This window comes from Pseudobacteriovorax antillogorgiicola, from assembly GCF_900177345.1.
Classification (GTDB): domain Bacteria; phylum Bdellovibrionota_B; class Oligoflexia; order Oligoflexales; family Oligoflexaceae; genus Pseudobacteriovorax; species Pseudobacteriovorax antillogorgiicola.
Window position 1 is genome coordinate 307,271 of sequence record NZ_FWZT01000001.1, and the last position, 20,878, is coordinate 328,148.

The following is a 20,878-nucleotide window of genomic DNA, read 5'->3' on the forward strand; positions in this document are numbered from 1 at the left end:
ATATGTTGACATGAAGTCGCTTTGGCTCCTATTTTCATTTCTTTTGAGTGGAGTCCTGAGTAGCTCATGTGAGGAAAAAAAACCTACTGGCCTGCTTCTCGTCAAGGCACCTACGGGTGGGACCTACGAAATTTATCGTGTTGCTGGCGAAGCTCCCCTTCAATTTGTGGCCGAAGAGATTGGTTCCTTCAACCAACCAACCGAGCTCCTCGTTGGCACCTATCTCATCTTAGCTGACTGTTCTCATAAAATGGTTAACATTAGTCATAACGACACGCATGAACTCACCGCGCACTCCGTTAAGTTCGTTCCTCCTCACGAGACTCAGCCCGACGATAAATTTTCGGTTCAGTGCGATCGCTTTTCTAAAACCAAGTCTCGACAGAATATCCGGAACCGCTACCAACTGAACATCCTTCATGGCAAACGAGACTTACTTGTGGGAATGGTCCCCTTGCGGATTGACTTTAAGATCATGGAACAGCCCAAACAACCAAAAGAGCTCTCCTACGATCTTTCGGCGATTCAGCTCAATGGCTTCGACGGCATGAAGCCTAAAACACTCTACTTTGTGTCGCCAGCTGACAACTTGATTTCAGTCACGGAAAACCAGGAATTTGGCCACTGGCTCTACTTACTCCCTGGTCGATATATTGTAGAGGTAAATGGAACTCGTCGGGAGGTCACTCTCAAACAAGGGGAAAGCTTGCGAATCGACCCAGGCTTTGTTCGAGTCTCGACCAGTCATGACCTCAATATCGACTTATCGTCAAATATCCTTGGAACACCACTCTATGTCGCTCTCAATGAGCATCACTGGCTTGACCTTAACGAGACTTATCCCGTTCTGCCAGGCAAAGGAACTTTAAAACTGAATAGCTCTATCACATCGGTTGAAGTGGACTTCGTTGCCAATCAACTCGTAGAAAAGAAAGCCCGCTCCGTGACGGTAGAGAGTGACTGCCCGCCTTGGGATTGGAACTGTCTCGGCAGGCGAGAGATATTTCTCTACGAAGGAGAGAAACCCTATGCTTTCACCGAGGGCATCGCTGATGTGCCTATCTTATTTTTCGAAACCAATGTCTGGGTTAGCATCCAAGGCTCACGGGATATTCGCTATCAGTTGAAAGATGATAGAACAGATTTTCGCTTGAAAATCGGTCTCATTAAACTGACTCCAAAGCATTTTTATCGAGCGAGTCAATACACAGACCTTGCGAGGATTGAAGCAGCGGGTTTGCCGATGATCGGCCATACCCTTGACTTGCCTCTGGATCGCGAGATCACCGTACCTCTTGTCGAAGGTAAGTACTTTTTAGATCAGTATATTTCCTTGTACTCGCAGGACTACGAGCGACGCCGGGTACGACGTTCGATTTTCATTGAACAAGGTAAAATCCCAGAGGTTTCTTATAAGGTATACGTTTCCGAGAAAAGACTTAAGAAAATCAGAAAAGCCCAAGCTCGCCGTGACGATCGACCACAGCCAACCGAATCCAGCAAACATAAGCACCTAAGCCAAACCATTATTCCCATTGAGTTTCAGTGAAGTCCCCGTTGACTTACCTTAAACAAGTCCCGAGCGTTCTGAAGACTCGACTTCGTAATCTCTCCGGAAGAAAGAAGCCGGGCCACTTCTTCGAGGCATTGCTCGCGGTTCATCCGACTAATCTTAGATTCAGCCCGCCCCTTCACAATAGACTTAGAAACTTTGAAGTGGCAATCGCCATACACCGCCACCTGAGGCAGGTGAGAGATGCAGATAACTTGAAAGCGCTTCGATATTTCTGACAGCTTCGCCCCTACAATATTCGCTGTTTGACCGGAAATACCCGTATCGATTTCATCAAAGACCATCACGCAGGTATGAGCACCTTCAGACAGAACCTTTTTAATTCCAAGCATGATCCTAGATATTTCTCCCCCTGAGGCGATCTTCGATAGAGGCTTTGGTTCGTCACCTGGGTTAGACTGCAGGAGAAACTGCACACGCTCCATACCGTCCGGGCCGCACTGACTCATGACATCTTGTACCATAGCCCAAAGCTCCCTCTGCTCATCTGTGAACCAGGATGCATCAAGACTGGGGCTTTTGTACTCCCAAGGCAGCATTTGCAAAGTCAGCTCAGCCCCTTTCATGTTAAGCTGAGTAAGCTCCTGTTTAATTTGACGATGGATTCTTTGAAAGGCTTTCTGACGATACTGAGAAAGGCGCGTCCCCAATTTTTGCAATGACTCAGCCTGCTGTGCAATCAACTTCAAGTTTTGATTGATTTCGCTAGCTCCACTGTCAAGGAAATCAAGCTCGCTGCAGAGCTGCTCGTAGTTTGCCATCAGGCCTTCGATATCGCGGACATTGAGCTTATGAAACAGTTCATGGTAGCGATTCAATCGATCTTTCGCTAACTCGATATCGCGCTCGTTGACATCAGTTTTGCCAATTTCTTTGCCTACTTCAAAACTGTACTGATTGAGCTGCTCCTCAATGTTGTGCGCCTGCTCCAAGAGAAAGTGGTCGTCTGAAAATTTTTGCAGATGACGAATGATTTCTTGAAACGCTTCTGCCAGCATTTTTCCTTGAAAACCACGGTCCATAATGTCTTCTACACAACGCAAGGCTTCATGCTGCGCGATTCCAGCCTTTGAGTTGACTAAAAAATCACGCGATTCATAGTAGTTCTCGGTGGTGGGATCTAATTGATCGAGCTCCGCCTTCCGAAACTCGATGTAATCTCTGTCTCGCAGTTTCGTCTGATAGTGTTCTATGGCTTTTCGTAGGTTTCGAACATCGGCTGAGAGTCTTTGGTAGTCTTTCTGATAGCGCTTCACAATCTCGTTTTGGCTGAGAAATTGGTCGAGGTAGTGACTGTGGTACTGTGGGTCAAGCAACTTGTGGTTATCATGCTGGCCGAAGACATCAATGAGATGAATACCGACAGATTTTAAGATCGATAAGGTAACCGGCACATCGTTAATCCATGCCTGACTTCGCCCCTTGGTGCTAATCTGTCGCCTGAGAATAAGGTCCGACTCTTCCGATGGCATCGGGAGCCCGGATGCTGTCAGTTGCTCGAAAGCCTGATGATCTGCCGGTAGCTGGAATACAGCCGACACAACGGCTTGATCCATCCCCTTGCGAACCACATCAGGGCTCCCCTTGCCACCAAGAATCAAACTAAGGGCCTTGATCAGAATAGACTTACCGGCACCAGTTTCACCAGTGATCACATTTAGTTGGGATGAGAACTCGATACTGAGCTCATCAATTACAGCGAGACCTCGAATATAGATACTATGCAGCATCAAAAACCCCGGATAAGAGACGGTATACGACACTAGAAAATACAAGGAATCTATTACAAAACAAGTGACTTTTTATCGATTGTAGGGAATAAAGACAAGTGAAGAGAGGGTGGCGTCCCCAGCGGGATTTGAACCCGCGTCGCCGCCGTGAAAGGGCGGTGTCCTGGGCCAGGCTAGACGATAGGGACATTTTTCCCCACGGGATGGTGAGCCCTGATGGATTCGAACCATCGACCCGCACATTAAAAGTGTGCTGCTCTACCAGCTGAGCTAAGAGCCCGTCTCATCTCCGTGGGATTAAAGTATGTACAGGCGAGCCCTTTTGATGTCAACGTTTTTTTATAAAAAAATATGCGGGTAAGAATTGATTTTTGATACGTCTTCTTTTACTATCGAGTTCTCGAATTCCGTATCCACCCTAAACTCTCCTTAAAGGTTTAGTTCTACATATGACAGTCATTAAACGAGATCGAAACGAAACTGCGAAATCTCTTATGCAAGCAATCGACAAACTTTGTCTCTTGCTAGAGGGACAGGGCGAGCATGAAGCTATCGTAGACCTTAATAAAGCGAAGGACCTTCTGAAAACCAACGACCAGAAAGCCGCCATTGCCATCATCATTGACGCCTTTGAAGGTGATCATGAATTAATGGCGTATACAATGCAGCGAGAAGGGCAGCAGTGGACTGAAGTTGAAGAGCTTTCCCAAGCCAGTTCAAGAGTACTAAGCCTAGCCAGACGCATTCGAGTCTAGGCTCACCCCTCCACCCAAACTTGGGGGAGGCCTAAGAATTCTTCTTCTCAGCCCCCTGATGGAATATAATAAGAGTACACGAATCGCGTCACACAAACTCATTTACGTCGAGGCAAGCCATTAACACGCAAAGTCCAAATAAACGGTCCAATTCGGTAAAACTTGATTATTTTCTGTATTCTTGTTTTGAATTTGAGCAAACCTGCAAGGCTACGCCTCATAGATCATTGGGTTCAGAACGTTGGCCAGCCTTAGTTGAGTACTTCGAAGGAGAAACAGGTAAACTCGCCAACCTAGGCACCCTCGAAGAACAAATGCAGGCCTGCCTCAAATGGTATACCGAAACATTTAATTATCTCATCACTGAAAATACTCTCAATCTGAGCAACATTAACGGCATCATTCCTGGTGTGGTCTTTATTGGGCTCGATTTACGCACCCTTGTTGCAAACGATAATACCCACGAAGTCCTTGTTTACAACGAAGCCCGCCCCAACCATGAACTTTGGAATTTGATTGAAAAGGTTCTAAAAAAGAGCATCCCTGGGTTCTCCAAGCAAACGTTGGCTTATCTCCAATGGGCCTACGGTGAAAAGGAAGAAAAAACCTGGGAAATAGGCAGCCGGCCACCAATTGGCAAATATGCACCTTCGTTTCGTAACCGCGCCCGCACCGGAGCGAATCGCGACCGAAACGAACGTGGCGGTAACCAAGGCGGCAATCGTAAGGGCAACTCACGAGGCAACCAAAAACGAGGCCAAGGTGGAGGTGATCGCCGTGGCTCGTCAGAGCAAAAAGAAAAAAGCGCGCTACTCGATGTGAACAATGCGGTGAAAAAGCTGAAAAAGGACCCCAACTTGAACGAAGTGAAGCTCAGTCCGACCAACAGTTTCTATCGTCGCCTCCAACACAAGCACGCAATTTCCCAAGGCTTTGAATCGATATCATCTGGTGAAGGCAACGACCGATCGGTGGTTGTCAAACGAGGCAAGGACGAAGCCAATGAAGCTTAAAGGTAAGTCTGTCTGCATCACCGGGGCGTCTGCAGGCATCGGCTCAGCCACAGCTCAGTATTTTGCCCAAGAAGGCTGCCGGATTGCTCTCGGCGCACGCCGTATAGAACGGCTCCAGGCCCTACGCAGCCAGCTACTCGATTTGGGAGCCGAAAGTGTTGCAGTTCTGCCATTGGATGTTCAGCAAGACAGTTCTGTCACCGAGTTTTACGATGCTGTTAACTCCGACTTAGGTAGCCCCGACATCCTAGTGAACAATGCTGGCTTGGTTTTAGGGACCGATCACATTGCCGACGGCAAGATTTCAGACTGGCAAACCATTCTTGATACAAATGTGATGGGCGTTCTACGGGTTTGCCGCGCGTTTATTCCAAAGATGAAGCAGGCTCAGCGCGGTCACTTGATTTTTGTTGGCTCAATCTCAGGCCATCAGGTTTATGAAGGTGGTGGTCCGTACTGCGCAAGTAAGCACAGCGTCAAAGCAATCTATCAAACTTTGAAGCTAGAACTCAGCGGCACCAAGATACGTGTGTCATCTGTAGATCCTGGTATGGTGGAAACAGAGTTTTCATTGGTAAGACTAGGAGATGAAGATGCAGCTAAGAAAGTTTATGAAGGCTTTCAACCACTCACAGCTGAAGATATCGCTGAGTGTATTGGCTTTATCGCTTCGCGGCCCGCTCACGTCAACATCGACGATATGATTATCATGCCGCGGGAGCAAGCCACTGTTTACAAGGTCGATCGAAGTGGATTAGAGGCCTGAGAGGCCTCTGCAATTCAGTTGGAACCCTCTACCACTTTTTGATCAATAGCTCCAAAGATCGAAGCCCCATTCTTATCGAGCATTTCAATGCGAATCGTATCGCCAGCAACCATAAACGGGGTTCTAATTTCCCCATCATCGATCTTTTCAATCATTCGCTTTTCTGCCAAACAAGATGAGCCACGGGCACGATCCTCATTCGAGACCGTGCCGCTACCTAAAATAGTTCCCGCAGTATAGGATCTCGTTTTTGTGATATGGCTGACGAGGTCGAAAAAAGAAAAGTGCATTTCTGGACCGGCATCTGGGTCACCGTACTTTTCACCTTTGTAATGAGTGATGAGTGGCAAATGAACGCGCCCCTCTCGCCAAGCATCTCCCAGCTCATCGGGAGTCACGAAAAAAGGTGCAAAAGCTGAGGCTGGCTTAGAGTTAAAGAAACCAAAGTTCTTAGCCAGCTCACCAGGGATCAGATTACGGAGTGATACATCATTAACAATCCCAATTAACTTAACATACTTGGATGCCACTTCAGGCTTCACGCCCTGAGGAGTATCTCCCAAAACTACACAAACTTCAGACTCGAAGTCACAACCCCATTCAGGGTTGGCAAGCTTGATATCATCAGTTGGTCCCAGCAAAACCCCTGAACCACCCTGATAGACGAGCGGATCTGTTTCTAGAGTCTCGGGAGGCTTGGCACCACGTGCCTTGCGAACTAATACTATATGATTGATGTAGGCTGAACCGTCGATCCACTCATAGGCTCTTGGAAGGGGAGCCATGAACTTGGCAAGCTCAACCTCCTGCCCAGATATCTTGCCTTCGTTAAGATCACGATAGATGGCTTCGAGCTGAGGAGCTTTTTGATCCCAATGATCTAAGGCAAATTGTAGAGTCGGTGCAATATCTGTGACTGTTGTATAGCTTTCACCTGACTTTGAAATCACCGCGAGTTGACCATCGCGAGTTCCATTTTTGACAGTTCCTAGTTTCATATGACCTCCTAGATTTGCTGCGACTCTTTCTTTAGCTTGGCAATCTCTTCCGAACTTAACTGTCGGTATTCACCCGGCTTCAAATCTTCGGGGAGTCTCAGATCGCCAAAGCCAAAGCGAATGAGGCGAACAACTTTGATATCAAAATGCTCAAATATCCGTCGAACCAGCCGGTTGCGACCCTCATGAACCGTGAGATAGTACCAGCTACCCTGACTCTTTCCAAGGTTCATACGCTGGGCATGACGAATGTCGACAAGCCCCGTCTTTCCGTCATCGAGTGTGATCCCTTTTTTGATCTCAGCCTCTTGGTCTTTGCTAAGCTTCTGATTCACAAGAGCATAGTAATGGCGTGGCATCTTGTACTTGGGATGTGTCAGGTGGTGAATGAACGCCCCATCGTTTGAAAGCAACAACAAGCCTTCGGTTCGATAGTCAAGCCGGCCGACGGTATTCAGCTTAAAGGGAACATTTTTTAAAACAGGAAGATCGAAGACCGTATCCTTGCCACCATCGCCCTTATGACTCGTTAAATAAAAGTCTGGCTTGTTTAGCATCCAGTAAACGAGTGGAGGTGTCTTGGACTCCACCGGCTTGCCGTCAATGGCCAGCTCATCTTGCTGTGGGTCTATTTTTGTTCCTAGCTCACGGACAATCTGTCCATTGATGCTAACTCTCCCCTCCTGAATCCACTTCTCCGCTTCGCGACGGGATGCTAGGCCCAGTTGAGATATCCACTTCTGTATTCTTAAGGGTTCCATCATCTTCTTCCATAATTTGCTCATTTTGGCCATGCTCGGCGCCTGGCCGCATGACATCCTGCTCTTCGCTGCCGAAGTCCACTTCAAACGAGTCTTCACTATCTAGTTCTTCTGACTCTGAAGGTCTAGCTTCTTCTTCTAGCTCATGGTCTTCAGGCTCTGACTCAAGGCCCTCAGACACTTCTGGGGCTTCAAGTGTGTCATCACCGACGAACCCCTCAACATCAACAGCATCTTCTGGCTCTTTTTGCGACGCTTCGGCGGTTTCTGCCGGCGGTTGAAACGAGGCGAGAGGCGGGAGTTGATCAAGACTCTCGATCCGGAAAACCTTTAAAAACTCAGCCGTTGTCCCAAACAACATAGGTCGCCCAGCATCCTCTTTCCTCCCAACGCACGAAATCAGGTCACGCTCCATCAGGTTTTTAATGATGCTGCCCGCGTCAACTCCCCGAATATATTCGATCTCTGCTCGCGTCGCGGGCTGGCGATAGGCAATGATAGAAAGAGTTTCAAGCGCGGCCCGCGACAAGGGGCGAGGCCTTGAGGAAAACATTTTTTCCATCAAATAGCTTGCTGCGACTACCGTTTGAAATTGATAACCAATGCCTGCTTCGTGAACCAGAGTAAAGCCACCAGATCGTTCATCATAGAGCTTCTGTAATTGTGATACGACCGACTCGATGTCTTTCGGCTTCAAGTTCTGATCTTCATCTTGAACAATATCAAGAATATCCTGAATTTTAAGGGGTTTCGCGCTAGCGAAGATTACGGCCTCAACTTGTCCCTCTAAGGTGAGTTCCTCGTCAAAATTTAACCCAGCAGGGTCCATCGTCTGCTGATGGCTTGCAATGGGCTTCGGTTCCTCATCATCATCCTCGAAGATACTAATAGGATCATCAGTAGGAGCTACGGATTCAGCCTCGCTATCTTCATCATCAAGGTCTTCAAAGCTATGGTCTACCTCATCGTCGTCTTCTTCGCCGATCACTTCGCTCTCAGGGTGATCCTCGATTGCAAAAGCTAAGGCTTCTTCAGCCTCATCCGGCTCTGAGTCATCTCCATCAAGCTCAGTTTCGTCGCTTTCAAATTCAAACTCATCTGCTTCAGACTCTTGAATCGGGGCTTGCTTTTCTTGATCATCTTTCTTCTCTGTCACACAGTGCTCCTTTTTCGCTTAGCTTGACTGCGAGGTTTCCGATGCTGCACCGATGGGAAGCTGCTCTCGATCAAAGTCGCTGCGATACAACCAAAGAGGGCCATTGATATCCTGCTGCAAAATCCTTATTTTACCGCCTTTCGAAAGCTCCAACGCGGCTAGAATATAGACCACAAGTTCATAGCGGGACTTGAATTTTTTATAGAATCCTTGGAACAATGCAAACTTCACCGTTTCAATCAGGTGCAAAAGCTCGTCTATCTTCTGTTCCACGGTGACCATGTGCATCTTAGCTTCAACCTTCGCAGGCGGCTTGCGTTCAGCCATCTTCGCTAACATCTGTTCGTAAAGAATAACAAGTGAAGCTGAATCCCCTTCCAAAGGCGCTTCGATGTGTTCGTACTGCGGAGCTAATCGATCAGATTCATAGGATGTTTTGAGAATTAGGTCATAGCGAGGCCGAACTCCTAAAAACTCTGAGGCCCCTTTGAACTGCTCGTAAGCGATCAGCCTCTCTTGGAGAGTCTTTCGAGGATCTTCCTCTTCAAGCTCGTCTTCGCCATTTTCTCCTTCAGTATTTGGGAGAAGCATTCTAGTCTTGATGTGGACTAAGGTTGCCGCCATCTCAAGAAACTCTCCTGCAGTACTAAGATCGTCGTAACGAATAGCTCTAAGATACTGAAGATATTGAGTCGTTAAGAGAAAGATATCGATATTGAAGATATCGATTTCATTCACCTTAATGAGATGAAGTAGCAGATCGAGGGGGCCTTCGAACTGGTCCAACTTGAGATAGTAGTGTCCTGCCATTTACTAGCTTGCCTTTGGCATAAGATCGTTATATATACCGTTATTTTGACATCTTTTTCGAGGTGTCCAGGGACACTTTAAGATTACTCTAAATAGCTGCGATTGAAAGCCCATAGTTCGAAACCCAGGCTAGGCAGCACCTCGAGGTAAAAAACGTACGATTTGTGATATCACACAAGGAAAGTGCAATGAAGGCCCAATCACTATTCCCCGCCCCATTCCCTTGGCAAACCAGGCTGGCAGCAAAGCTTTGGGACGACATATCTACGCTATATTTTCATAGTATGAATAAATCAGAAGACACTTCGATTGCGATTCCCTCAGTGATCCAAGACAAATTAAATCTCATCGGCGAATCAGCTGCACTCGTTCCTATTGAAGCATTCAAAACCGATCCAGAAACCCTGAAACCTACACACGAAGAGCGCTACTTCCTTTCAAGCGGCACCACGCAAGAGCAACGATCTCGTTCGTCATTCTCACCAGACGGGTTAGAAATCTATCGCCGCAGCTCTGTACTTCATTTCTATCAGGTACTCAGTAGATACTTTGAGGATCCTGTTCATGCTCCTGGCCTAAGCCTAATCCCTACCAGCCAAGAATGGCCTGATTCTAGCCTTGCACAGATGGTTGAATGGATTGGCGAGCATAACCCTGTCTCTCGTGACATTCAAAGCCCTCTAGGCTGGAGCCAAGCCGGTTGGGTTTTCGCCACCGGATTCCACATTGTTCATGCCTTCGATCAAGGCTTAAAAGTGCCTTTGCCACCAGGCAGCATCGTTATAGAAACCGGCGGTACCAAGGGTAAGTCTAGGTCCGTAAGCCGAAACGAGTTACACCAAATGATCAAAGTGGTGTTTGCGCTCGCCGACGAGCAAATTGTCAGTGAGTATGGAATGTGTGAACTGGCATCTCAAGCATATGAAAGCACTGCCTCTGGTTCGAACATCAGACTATTTCGATTCCCTAGATGGGTGGAGTGTAAAATACAAGATAGTCATGGAGAACTGGGAGATCAAGGCATTGGTGCCTTGGTGGTACACGACAAGGCTCGCATCGATTGTCCATACCCTATCCGGACACAAGATCTCGTAAAGCTGAATTCCGATGGAAGCTTTGCCCTTTTAGGCCGAGTTCCAGGAAGTGTGCTGAAAGGGTGCTCACTGAATGCCGAAAGCTTAGTTATTCCTCATGCCGAGGTTCCTGCAAAGCAAGGGCTCTGGATACGACCAGACCAATCTTGGCAAGAGAGACTCCAATCTGGCTTCGGCCATCGACTTCAGAGACTTATAGCATCAAAAGAATACTATCAGGCGGTGGACGCAGAACTTGGCTCCCAGCAGATTACCTCAGCCGCCATTGAGGACTTGCTTGCAGATATTCCAAAAGATGATGCAACTTGGCAACAAACCCTTGTCGCCGCCGGTATGAATAGCAAGCTTCCCAAACAATGGCTGTTGATCCCTCCACAAACTCATGGTGTTGCGATCATCTACCCTCTAATTGTTGCCAACCTCTTAAATTTAAACGTCAAGGTCCGCCAGCGACGTGGCCATCCAAAAATGGATGCACTTCTTGCAAATTTCCTAGAACAAGAAGGCTGTGCAACCACTTGGCTTCCCAACGAGTTTAAGATCGGTGAGGTCGAAGAAGATTGGGACGCTATCCTTGTCTTCGGCAGCGATGAAACTATCGATACCATACGCTCCGCTAGCCAGGCTCCTGTAAGAGGCTTTGGGACGATTATTAGTACCAGTATCATTACGGACGTAGGGGAGTCTCAGCAACTAGCTTCCGCCAAGAGGGACATGCTCGCCCTTGCTCAGTTAGGATGCCTATCGAGCCGAATTCGTTTTGTATTGCTTCGTGATGCGCAAGACGACAAAGAGTTAACCAATTGGGATCATTCACAAAAGCCAGTCCTCTCTGATGCCCAAATCATTGGCTGTCGCCAAGCATTGTGGAGTCTTTGGAGTAGAGGTATTTCAGCTCAACAGCTTGCTGACGGCTCTATTAGCCAAACCTTTGTCTTCGACGATCAATTGCAGCCTGAGTCCTATCTCCTGCCCCAGCAGTTTTCTCAGGCAACGGTTCTCATTCGTCCAGAGGATGAAAAATCGTTTTGGATTTGGATAAACAAACAACCGTTTCTTAGAACGGGAGTCCCTCAAGGCGTAGCTGAGAAACAAAACTTGAAATCCTTCTATAGCCTTGGATCCGCCAACCGCAATCCTTGGAGCGGCTACCACCAAGGACAGCCATTATTTCTATTCGAAACACAAAAGGATCTCGACCGATGTTAAAAAGATCTGACTTTTTCTATAATCTGCCTGACGAATTGATCGCTCAGTATCCTGCAGACCATCGCACCGACTCGAAACTATTGGTCTATCGCGACCAATCCATTAACGATAGCGTCACCCGCAACCTGGCAATGCATGTTCCAGAAAACGCCGTCTTTGTGAGAAACAACAGTCGTGTCATTCCTAGTAGACTTCTCGGTGAAACCCAACACGGCGGCAAAGTTGAACTTATGCTGATTGAGCCCATACCAGGGAACGGGGATGCTACATGGAAAGCTTTTGGCAAGCCCCTCAAGAAAATGAAACCTGATTCAAAGCTATTCTTCAATGGAGGCAACGCATACATTGAAGACCGAGTTCAAGATGAAGACTCACCCTACTTGATCGTATCATTTGATAAGAGCTGGGCTGAATTTTATTCATGGATTGATAAGGTCGGCTACATACCCCTGCCTCCCTACATAAAGAGGGAAAAAGCGGAAACAGCACCGCAAAGCACCGATGCTATTCGCTACCAAACCGTTTACGCAGAGCCGAAAGGCAGTGTCGCCGCGCCAACAGCGGGCTTACACTTCACAGACGACTTGATTCGAACCATGGTCAATGACAAAGGTATCGAGTTTGTCGACATCACCCTGCATGTCGGGGCCGGCACCTTTTTACCTGTAAAATCAGAAGACATAGACCAGCACAAGATGCATTTTGAAACTTACATGCTGCCATCGGCTAGCTTTCAAGCAATTCAGAAGGCTCGCGCTGAAAATAGGAAAGTGATTGCAGTCGGCACCACGTCCTTACGATGCCTGGAGTCTTTCTTCCGCTTAGGGTGCGATACCCATTCGTGGGATAACTACCTGGACCTGTGGCACCAAACCAATCTGTTTATTCGACCTAAAACTAAGAATGACCGGTTTCGCCCAGGCCTCATCGATGGGATCATGACAAACTTTCATCAACCCGAAAGCACACTCCTCATGCTTATCAGTGCAATGTTCGGGTATGATGAGGTAAGAAGAATTTATCAGCATGCTATCGAGCAGAGGTACCGTTTCTTCAGCTATGGTGATTCTAGCCTACTTATGTTTTAGATTCACGATCGTACATCTTAATCAGGATTTGGAGATCCTCAACCTGCTGCTTGAGCTGTGCGATTTCCATATCCTTGCGTTTATTTTCAGACTCTAGGCGGGCAAACTTGTGTTGGTATGACTCAGCAAGATGACGCTCAATCGAGTTGATACGGTTGATTGATCGCTCACAGTAGTCGAGCATAGCTTTCATATGAGGGTCTTGATCAGTCCGATCGAGCATGTGATCGAGATCCTCATGCCGTGACTTAATAAGGTTTTCAGGCTTCGACCAGTTCCCAGCATTCACCGCTCCCCCCTTTTCATGATGAAGCATGGGCTGCCGCGGCACACTGTTTGAACGGTTTGCCGATGGGGCTATATCAGGTGTATTAGAGGGAGGGCTTGTAAATGTATCCAGAGTGGGAGCACTCATTTGCTTTGCCACATTGGGACTATCAACTTGAATAAAATATTTTCCATCACGAAGCACTGCATTCAATTTACCATTTTTGATGCGTCGCCTGACAGTCATATCTGAAATTGAAAAGGTGCGAGCGTACTCTACAATCGACATCCACTGTTCAGCCATGAGTCCCCCTAAACAATGTCTGTTCTCATTATAACAAGCGTCACTAGGCAAATTTTGTTCTAACGAAGCCAAAACTCTAGCTAGTATAAGCGATTCTCGAAGCCATTGTGGAGCTTGGACTGTTGATCAACAAGGTTTGGAATCAACTGACCACGATAAATTCTGGAATACATAGCATAATTCGCGACAACTTTTTTCACATAGTTTCGGGTTTCTCGAAAGGGAATCGAGTCGACGAACTCATCAGTTTCACAAACCTGGCACGTATTCAGCCATTCGTCGACTTTTAATGGCCCTGCGTTGTAGCTTGCTACCGCGTAGAAGACATTTCCTTTGTAGTGTTTGAGCAGCTTAGCCAAATAGTACCCCCCGTAAAGGATGTTGATAGCGGGGTCCGTGAGTTGGGTGACCTGAAACTGAGGATCACCTAAATCCTGGCTGATATTAAAGCCTGTATATGGCATGATTTGCATAAGCCCACGGGCACCAACAGGAGACTTTGCACTCGGATTATAGAAGCTTTCCGCTCGCATTACGCTGTATAGGAGCAGCGGGTCGAGTGCCCAAAAGTCTTCCACAGCTTGCGCCCAATCCTGAAATGGCTGTGGGTACTTAAGTTGCCAGTACTCTGGATTTTCTTGAATATCGGTGTATAAGCTAGTCACTGAGCGAAGCTTCGATCTTTTTTCAGGTCTAGGTTTGCTTTGTTCCTCATACCATCTTCTAACATCGAAGACATCGCGGCCTTTAGTTTTCATAGAAATCGGGATAACTTTTCCGCGACCGGCAGTGTAATCTCCAGGTTTCAGTTGACCAAGATATTTTTGCATAACCAAGGTAGCATAGAACCCATTACCCCACCTATCGAGAATCTTTCGATCGAGAGCCAAAGCCCCCGGAGTATCACCGCTTTTCTCTAACACCCTAGCACGCCAATAGTCTCGCATTTCTGGGACATGACGATCAAGAGACCGGTAGCGCCTGGATTGAATCATGGTTTTAGCTTTATCTAAGTTCCTAGCACGATAGTTCGACCAAAAAGCCGACCATCGAATCGAACGGCTATACGTCTTCTTTGAAGCCTTGCTCAATTCATCCGACGCTTGATCCAGAAACCCTCGCCGCGCCAAGAATCTCCCATAACTGGCCCAAAGCCTCATCGTCGCCGAGTTTCGACCTAACCTTTCTAGGTAGGACTCATAGGTACTCCGTGCTTGGTCTAGATCTTGGCGAGCTTCGTAGGCACGGGCCAGCATCTCCGCAATATCAGCCGTATCCTTTACCCTAAGCTTACGTTCAAGCTTATTCTTGGCAAGATCGATGAGCCTTAGGTTATCTTTCATATAAAACAGAAGTCTCACTTTTAGATAGTGTGAACTGCGCCTCTGACCGCGAAAGCTCACCTGATTGCTAAGGACTTTGTCATGCAACCAGTCGCGAATGTTCGGTGCTCGCCGTCCCAAACGACTTAGCTTCCGCGCAACACGATATGGTATCGACCCTGCCTTGTAACTCTCTTGAAAATGAGCGAATGACGCCAGCGACGCACCCGTATATGGGTAGTCTGAAAGTGCCTTACGAGCATAGCTCTGCCATACCTTTGGATACCGAGATGAGATTTGCTCCTTAACCCTGTAGAAGATATCCGTTTCTTCTAGGAAGTGTAAATACTTACTCGCTCTAGTTCTTCGCGAAATCTGATTTCTAATTTTGCGCTTGTGGCCCAGCTCCAACTGGAGTCTGAACCTCATTTCAAGAAAAAAAATATAGTCGCTAAGTGGTAGATTTTTATCATCCACGGCTGCAAGGGTCTTATAGGCACTTGCATAAGCACCAGTGAAGTAGTGAATTTGAGCCTTGTGCCAGGGATCCTGTGACGATTGCCGCAGCAGACTCATACCCTGAGAGATCTGCTGAGCATGCTGCCGGTAATCTAGTAAGAGCTTGCGATAGGTGTTTATGGTATCTGCCGACGCGGAATTACCCTCAAGCCCACCAGTTGAGACAACGACAATCCATACCGCCAAGATCTTCCTAAGATTCCGAAGACACCGCAATGTCACCATCCACTAAGCCTATTTTGATTAAATTAATCGAGTCAGAAGATTTTACTATCAGATGATTGGCGATTTCGTTTTCCAATAAATCTTGAACCTTGCGCTTTAAGGGCCTAGCACCATATTGATTGGTATCGATGCTACCCAAGACGAGCTGCTTCACCTCTTCATCCACTTCAAGCTTCATTCCAAGCCCTACGACCCGGTCGCGCAAGTCTTCGAGAACAATATCGAATATTGCTCGGAACTCGTCATCATTCAGTCGATTGAAAATAATTATTTCATCGAGTCGATTGATAAACTCAGGGCGAAGATGTCGTTTTACAACCTTGAAAACTTCTTTGCTTTCGTCATCCTTAGACCATTCTGTAACCCTCGACCCGATACCAATGGGAGTCTTTTTTTCACCCATAACTTCAGAGCCAAGGTTTGAGGTCCCAATGACAACGGTGTTGGCAAAACTAACCCTCTGGCCTTCAGAGTCTGTCAACCACCCTTCATCGAGAATTTGAAGCAAGAGATTAAAGACATCTGGGTGAGCCTTTTCGAACTCATCGAATAATACCACAGAATACGGCTGACGACGGACCTTCTCTGTTAGCTGCCCCCCTTCTCCATAGCCGACATAACCAGGTGGCGATCCAATCAACTTGCTGACATCATGCCTCTCCATGTACTCCGACATGTCGATGCGAATGATACGACTCTCATCGTCCATCACTTCAGCAGCAATCGCCTTGGCTAGCTCAGTTTTTCCGACACCAGTAGGACCCAAAAACAAGAACGACGCAATCGGTGTATTTTTTTTCTTGAGCCCTGATCGGTTTCTTCTGATAGCGTTGGCCACAGAACCTACCGCATGCTCTTGGCCAATCACTCGTTTCTGTAGATGGCTTTCCAATTGCATGAGCTTTTCTGACTCATCTGAGACCATCTTTTGAGCTGGGATACCAGTGTTCTTGCTAATGAGATTGGCGATCGTTTCATGATCAACGAAAGTGTCTAAGCCTTCCCTCGCCGAGTCCACAGCCTTTCTTTTTTCTGCTAGCTCATCCTCTAATTGAGCCAGCTTCATCTGAAACATAGACATTTGTTCGAAGTCTTGCTCATTGAATGCCTTCGATTTTTCATCAATCAAATCTTGTCGTTCTTTTTCTAGTTTACGGAGCTCTGGAGGCACATAGATTACTTTGAGGCGACGCTCCGACCCTGCTTCATCGATGAGGTCTATGGCCTTGTCAGGGAGGCTCCTTTCCTGCAAGTAGCGATCCGATAGCTCCGCCGCTGCAACCAAGGCATCATCAGTATATTGAATCCCATGATGGGCTTCGTAGCGTGCCTTAAGACCTTTTAAGATCTCGATCGTTGTAGCGACCGATGGCTCCTCAACGCGCACCACCTGGAATCGTCGCTCTAGAGCTTTGTCAGACTCAATATATTGCTTGTATTCCTTATTGGTTGTAGCCCCAATACACTGTAAATCACCACGTGCTAGCGCTGGTTTGAGCATGTTTGATGCATCAAGCCCACCTGATGAGCGACCAGCTCCAACAACAGTATGGATCTCGTCAATGAATAGGATGATCTGGCCCGCTGCTGCAACAATTTCATCTGTAATGGCCTTGAGCCTCTCTTCGAATTCACCCTGCATCTTAGCGCCAGCCAAGATGTTAGAAATTTCCAAGCTCAGAATACGCTTGTTTCTCAGATAATCAGGAACATCTGCGGAAATGATACGATTGGCGAGTCCTTCAGCAATCACCGTTTTACCGACTCCCGGCTCTCCAAGAAGCAAAGGATTGTTTTTCTTGCGCCGCGACAGGATCTGAATGACCCGATCAATCTCAAAATCTCTCCCGATCACCGGGTCCAGTTGTTCACGGCGAGCCATCAAAGTCAGATCGGTTGTGTATTCTTCTAATACTGACTGGCGAGATTCTTCCTCGCGATCAGAGATCTTCTGATTGCCACGAATATCTTCCAATGCCTTAGAGCATGCCTGATAGTCTAATCCTACCTCGCTCAGGATATTAGCGTTGGCTGGGACTGACCCATCAAAACAAGCCAAAAATAGCGCTCCCGTGGAGATGTATGTATCCCCCATGCGCCGACGCTCACGATCTGCTGCCTCGAAGAGGTTCTCAACTTCCTTTGTCATCCTAATTTGACTTACTTGGCCAGGATGAAACTGCGGGAGGCTGTTAATGGAAGAAATAGCAATGTCCACGATTTTAGCGCGCACATCCCCAGGATCTTTATCCAACTCATTGAGGACTTTAATAACAATCGAATCTTTTTGGTCTACCAAGGCAACCAAGATGCCCTCGGGCCCAACTACTGACTTTCTCTGATTCGCATATTCCATCAAAGCAGCCTGCAACGCCTCTGTAACTTTGACTGTGGAGTTTTTAATAAGTCTTTGAACCATAAATCACCCAGCTCTTGAACTTCGAAAAGACTGTTCTATAGTATCAACGATTCGCTTTAAAACGGAAGGCAGGCAGATGACAAAAAACCTTGCAGCAGTTCTATTTGATTTTGACGGTGTCGTCGTGGACAGCATGCCCGCTCACCTCCAAGCTTGGAAAATAGCTTATGAAGAACTTTTCAACGAAACCTTAAGCGCTGAAGACCTCGATAGGCTTGTTGGTAAATCCACCAAAGTTATCAGCGGCATTCTCGCTGCTCGGATGAATAAGGGCTTACTCTCCGACGAGCTGGCCCAACGCAAGATTATGGCCTTGCAGGGGTTGATTGCTGACGTCGCCCTTCTACCGGGTGTCAGAGAAACTTTCCAAAGCTTGCACTCACAAAAAATCCCCTTTGGAATTGTCAGCAACGCCAGTCGTGAATTTATCGGAGGACTCCTTATGGCTCACGACCTCGATGTTCCATTTTTTCTTGGCATTGAGGACTACACCAAGCCCAAGCCTCACCCACAGCCTTACTTTCTCGGTGCAGAGAAAGCAGGGTTCACCTTCTCCGACTATAAAAATATCATGGTTTTCGAAGATAGCGTTCATGGTTTAAAAGCTGCCCTAGGGGCTTCCATGATAGGCGTTGGGGTTACCACCCAGCACAGCGCCGATGTCCTTGCGGGAGTCGGGGCACATCACACCTGTGCGCATCTCGACGAAGCCTTAGCCCTTGGACTTTTGCCTCCCCTCTAGATTTTTTCCGCCAGGGAGAAGAGTGAGAGACGGCATTCCCTGGACACCTAACTTTTCCGAGTAGTCTTCTAGGCTATAAGAGATGCTGTTCCATAGATCCAAGCGAGCTTTCATGGCTTTTTCAGCCGTTCTTTCTGCCTCGCTCTGATAACTCCCACTTTGCATGCACAGAATCTCAACCAGGCGACCTGAAGCTGAAAAACCTGGTCGCTTCAAGCCTTCAATATGACTTTCAAAGTAGTCAAGCAAGGCGTTAACTTCAACTTTTGGTAGCATCGATTCAATATTCATCAGAAAGTGATCCGGGATGTAAGGCTCACCCTCATAAAACAGAACTGCTGCTTTCTGATATGCTGGAGCTGATAGAAAAGGCAAGATACTTCGACAGTATCTCTGGACTTCCTCAGGCAATCGGGCACAACGCAAGGCTCGATAAACGTCCTTTTCCTTATCAATAAGTTCAAAAAAGCAAAATACCGGCCCAATATTGGCTCCGATATCCTCCATAGCATTGATATAGAGTTCAAGGTGACTCTGAATCTGACCATCACCCTGGTCTTCCACTACTTCGTCAAGAATAACTTCTGTTATGAGCCGAAGGCATTCCTTTTGCTCACATGAGTTGATGGACTTTAGATCATTCACAAGTTCATTGTGAAGGCTCTTGATAAGGCTATGGTAGAGCCAAACACATATAACGTGCCGCTCCATAAAATAGGTCAATGATTGCCGATTGAAAACCAAGTCATAAACTTTATGGTTTTCAAGCATTTGAAAGTATCGATCGGTCATGAAAGACATGAAAATCCACCTCCAGTGGGAACACCAGACCTTGGGAATTAAGTCGTTGAGGAATACTTTTAGTATAAGGAAAAAATAGCCAAGCGCCTAGGCTTGCAAACACTGGGGGACTTCGGTTATAGGGTGCGAACAAGCGCACCCTTAAGAACGACTGTACTAGTCTAGAAACTGTGATTTAATCTCAGATGTTGCCCGAATCACACGTTCTACAGACACTTGGTCGTAGCACTTGATCTCACGGTCACATCTTTTTTTCCAGCAAGGGGTACAAGGAACATCTGCCTTAAGATGGACACCCTTGCCATAAAGATCGATTTCCTGGCTACAAGAAACACCGAACCATGCGATACAAGGCTTTCCAAGGCCAATTGCAATATGAAGACCAAGAGAGCAGCCAGAGAAAACCATGTCGGCGGTATCGACCCACATCATTCCTGAGCGCAAGCCCTCACGAGTCGGCGTATTGATCACAGCTGAATCGTCTGCGAAAGCCGCCTTTATTGACTCTTGCCTCTCAGTATCTTCTGGACCTCCAAGCAGGGCCACGGCATAGTCGGGGAATTCCTTACGCCATCCAGCAACCAGCTCAATCGCACGGGAAACCGTGAACTTTTTATATGGGAACAGAACAGAGCAGCCGGTATTGTAACCAATAATTTTCTTGGCTCCGGTCGAACCCAGGATCTCGGTACGTCTCGCCTTGACCGTAGATTTTTCATCCTCGCTTAGTTCTAGGATATATGGGTCGCGTTCCCAAGTGAGGTTCATCGTCTCGGTTATCTGCTGCGTCTCAGGTTTTTGATTGATAAAGAACTTGAGATCATCATTGAGTCCCACATCAAACTGATAGTTGCCATGCTCGGTAAACGGTCGGATCACGCCGTTGCCATCGCAAGCAAACCCATACTTTTTCTTAGCAGTTATCTGGCTGCTCAGCGCTCCCGCTTCGTTCGATTTATCAACTGCATACAGCTCATCGAACTCTAAGGTTTGCAGCAAGGGAAGTGTCTTTGGCTCCACCACAATCAAGCGATCGATCAGTGGATTATTGTCAAGAAGTGGCTTAGCATTCTTTAAGGTGATCCACGTAATATGAGCCCCAGGATATTTTTTCCTGATAGGCGGCAACAAGCAAGTGGAACGTAGCACCGCCCCCATAGCCTCAAGACTAACAATGGCAATTCTTTGGGTCACTGGGTCATAGTGCGGACATGCTTCACAAGCCCTCTTGTACTTACAAGGTTTATAGCCTGTGAATTGGCGGCAATCGAAATTATATGCCATAAGTTCCTTTCCAAGGTGCTATAATAACAAAAAAAGTTAGGC

At 47.2% G+C, this 20,878-nt stretch carries 17 protein-coding genes and 2 tRNA genes; 7 read left to right on the forward strand and 12 right to left on the reverse strand.

Annotated features, from left to right (window positions below; all coding sequences use genetic code 11):
• The first annotated feature begins 10 nt into the window (after positions 1-10).
• Complete coding sequence (locus tag B9N89_RS01605) at positions 11-1,549, forward strand: hypothetical protein (RefSeq protein ID WP_132314556.1); 1,539 nt, start codon at positions 11-13, stop codon at positions 1,547-1,549.
• On the opposite strand, the gene recN is transcribed toward B9N89_RS01605, so the two are convergent.
• From recN to B9N89_RS01620, 3 genes are all read right to left on the reverse strand, one after another.
• Positions 1,543-3,303 (reverse strand): DNA repair protein RecN, encoded by a 1,761-nt coding sequence (gene recN, locus B9N89_RS01610; protein ID WP_132314555.1) that lies wholly within the window; start codon positions 3,301-3,303, stop codon positions 1,543-1,545. The two genes, B9N89_RS01605 and recN, sit on opposite strands and share 7 nt — an antisense overlap.
• 110 nt (positions 3,304-3,413) lie before the next feature.
• Positions 3,414-3,491 (reverse strand) — tRNA-Glu (locus B9N89_RS01615).
• A 16-nt stretch (positions 3,492-3,507) separates the two neighbouring features.
• A tRNA-Lys gene (locus tag B9N89_RS01620) sits at positions 3,508-3,583 on the reverse strand.
• A gap of 169 nt (positions 3,584-3,752) precedes the next feature.
• Between B9N89_RS01620 and B9N89_RS01625 the strand changes: the two genes are divergently transcribed.
• From B9N89_RS01625 to B9N89_RS01635, 3 genes are all read left to right on the forward strand, one after another.
• The gene (locus B9N89_RS01625) at positions 3,753-4,058 is read left to right on the forward strand and encodes a hypothetical protein (RefSeq protein WP_143478091.1); all 306 of its coding nucleotides are present in this window, start codon (positions 3,753-3,755) and stop codon (positions 4,056-4,058) included.
• 227 nt (positions 4,059-4,285) lie between these two features.
• Positions 4,286-5,071 (forward strand): R3H domain-containing nucleic acid-binding protein, encoded by a 786-nt coding sequence (locus tag B9N89_RS01630; RefSeq protein ID WP_132314553.1) that lies wholly within the window; start codon positions 4,286-4,288, stop codon positions 5,069-5,071.
• Positions 5,061-5,837, forward strand: a complete 777-nt coding sequence (locus B9N89_RS01635) for an SDR family NAD(P)-dependent oxidoreductase (protein WP_132314552.1) — start codon at positions 5,061-5,063, stop codon at positions 5,835-5,837. The genes B9N89_RS01630 and B9N89_RS01635 overlap by 11 nt, the downstream gene beginning before the upstream one ends.
• Positions 5,838-5,851: 14 nt before the next feature.
• Here the strand turns inward: B9N89_RS01635 and B9N89_RS01640 are convergent, their stop codons facing one another.
• From B9N89_RS01640 to B9N89_RS01655, 4 genes are read right to left on the reverse strand one after another with little or no spacing between them, the layout of a single operon-like run.
• Positions 5,852-6,835 carry a fumarylacetoacetate hydrolase family protein gene (locus tag B9N89_RS01640; RefSeq protein ID WP_132314551.1) on the reverse strand — a complete coding sequence of 328 codons (984 nt, stop codon included), beginning with the start codon at positions 6,833-6,835 and terminating at the stop codon, positions 5,852-5,854.
• Positions 6,836-6,843: 8 nt separating this feature from the next.
• Complete coding sequence (locus tag B9N89_RS01645) at positions 6,844-7,596, reverse strand: pseudouridine synthase (RefSeq protein ID WP_159455066.1); 753 nt, start codon at positions 7,594-7,596, stop codon at positions 6,844-6,846.
• Positions 7,505-8,752: an SMC-Scp complex subunit ScpB gene (gene scpB, locus B9N89_RS01650; protein WP_132314549.1), complete on the reverse strand. Its 1,248-nt coding sequence runs from the start codon at positions 8,750-8,752 to the stop codon at positions 7,505-7,507. The genes B9N89_RS01645 and scpB overlap by 92 nt, the downstream gene beginning before the upstream one ends.
• An 18-nt stretch (positions 8,753-8,770) precedes the next feature.
• The gene (locus tag B9N89_RS01655) at positions 8,771-9,562 is read right to left on the reverse strand and encodes a segregation and condensation protein A (protein WP_132314548.1); all 792 of its coding nucleotides are present in this window, start codon (positions 9,560-9,562) and stop codon (positions 8,771-8,773) included.
• A 188-nt stretch (positions 9,563-9,750) separates the two neighbouring features.
• Between B9N89_RS01655 and B9N89_RS01660 the strand changes: the two genes are divergently transcribed.
• Both B9N89_RS01660 and queA read left to right on the forward strand, forming a co-directional pair.
• Entirely contained in the window at positions 9,751-11,865 is a 2,115-nt protein-coding gene (locus B9N89_RS01660; RefSeq protein WP_132314547.1) for a hypothetical protein, read from the forward strand.
• Entirely contained in the window at positions 11,859-12,953 is a 1,095-nt protein-coding gene (gene queA / locus B9N89_RS01665; protein WP_132314546.1) for a tRNA preQ1(34) S-adenosylmethionine ribosyltransferase-isomerase QueA, read from the forward strand. The genes B9N89_RS01660 and queA overlap by 7 nt, the downstream gene beginning before the upstream one ends.
• On the opposite strand, the gene B9N89_RS01670 is transcribed toward queA, so the two are convergent.
• The 3 genes from B9N89_RS01670 to B9N89_RS01680 form a co-directional block, all read right to left on the reverse strand.
• Positions 12,943-13,524: a hypothetical protein gene (locus tag B9N89_RS01670; RefSeq protein WP_132314545.1), complete on the reverse strand. Its 582-nt coding sequence runs from the start codon at positions 13,522-13,524 to the stop codon at positions 12,943-12,945. The two genes, queA and B9N89_RS01670, sit on opposite strands and share 11 nt — an antisense overlap.
• An 80-nt stretch (positions 13,525-13,604) precedes the next feature.
• Positions 13,605-15,551, reverse strand: a complete 1,947-nt coding sequence (locus B9N89_RS01675) for a transglycosylase SLT domain-containing protein (RefSeq protein ID WP_159455067.1) — start codon at positions 15,549-15,551, stop codon at positions 13,605-13,607.
• A gap of 7 nt (positions 15,552-15,558) precedes the next feature.
• Complete coding sequence (locus tag B9N89_RS01680; RefSeq protein WP_132314543.1) at positions 15,559-18,009, reverse strand: ATP-dependent Clp protease ATP-binding subunit; 2,451 nt, start codon at positions 18,007-18,009, stop codon at positions 15,559-15,561.
• Positions 18,010-18,085: 76 nt separating this feature from the next.
• Between B9N89_RS01680 and B9N89_RS01685 the strand changes: the two genes are divergently transcribed.
• Positions 18,086-18,751: an HAD family hydrolase gene (locus B9N89_RS01685; protein WP_132314542.1), complete on the forward strand. Its 666-nt coding sequence runs from the start codon at positions 18,086-18,088 to the stop codon at positions 18,749-18,751.
• Here B9N89_RS01685 and B9N89_RS01690 read toward each other — a convergent pair.
• Positions 18,722-19,552 (reverse strand): DUF3050 domain-containing protein, encoded by an 831-nt coding sequence (locus B9N89_RS01690; RefSeq protein WP_132314541.1) that lies wholly within the window; start codon positions 19,550-19,552, stop codon positions 18,722-18,724. The genes B9N89_RS01685 and B9N89_RS01690 overlap by 30 nt on opposite strands.
• Positions 19,553-19,708: 156 nt before the next feature.
• Positions 19,709-20,836 (reverse strand): glycosyltransferase family 9 protein, encoded by a 1,128-nt coding sequence (locus B9N89_RS01695; RefSeq protein ID WP_132314540.1) that lies wholly within the window; start codon positions 20,834-20,836, stop codon positions 19,709-19,711.
• Positions 20,837-20,878: the final 42 nt, after the last annotated feature.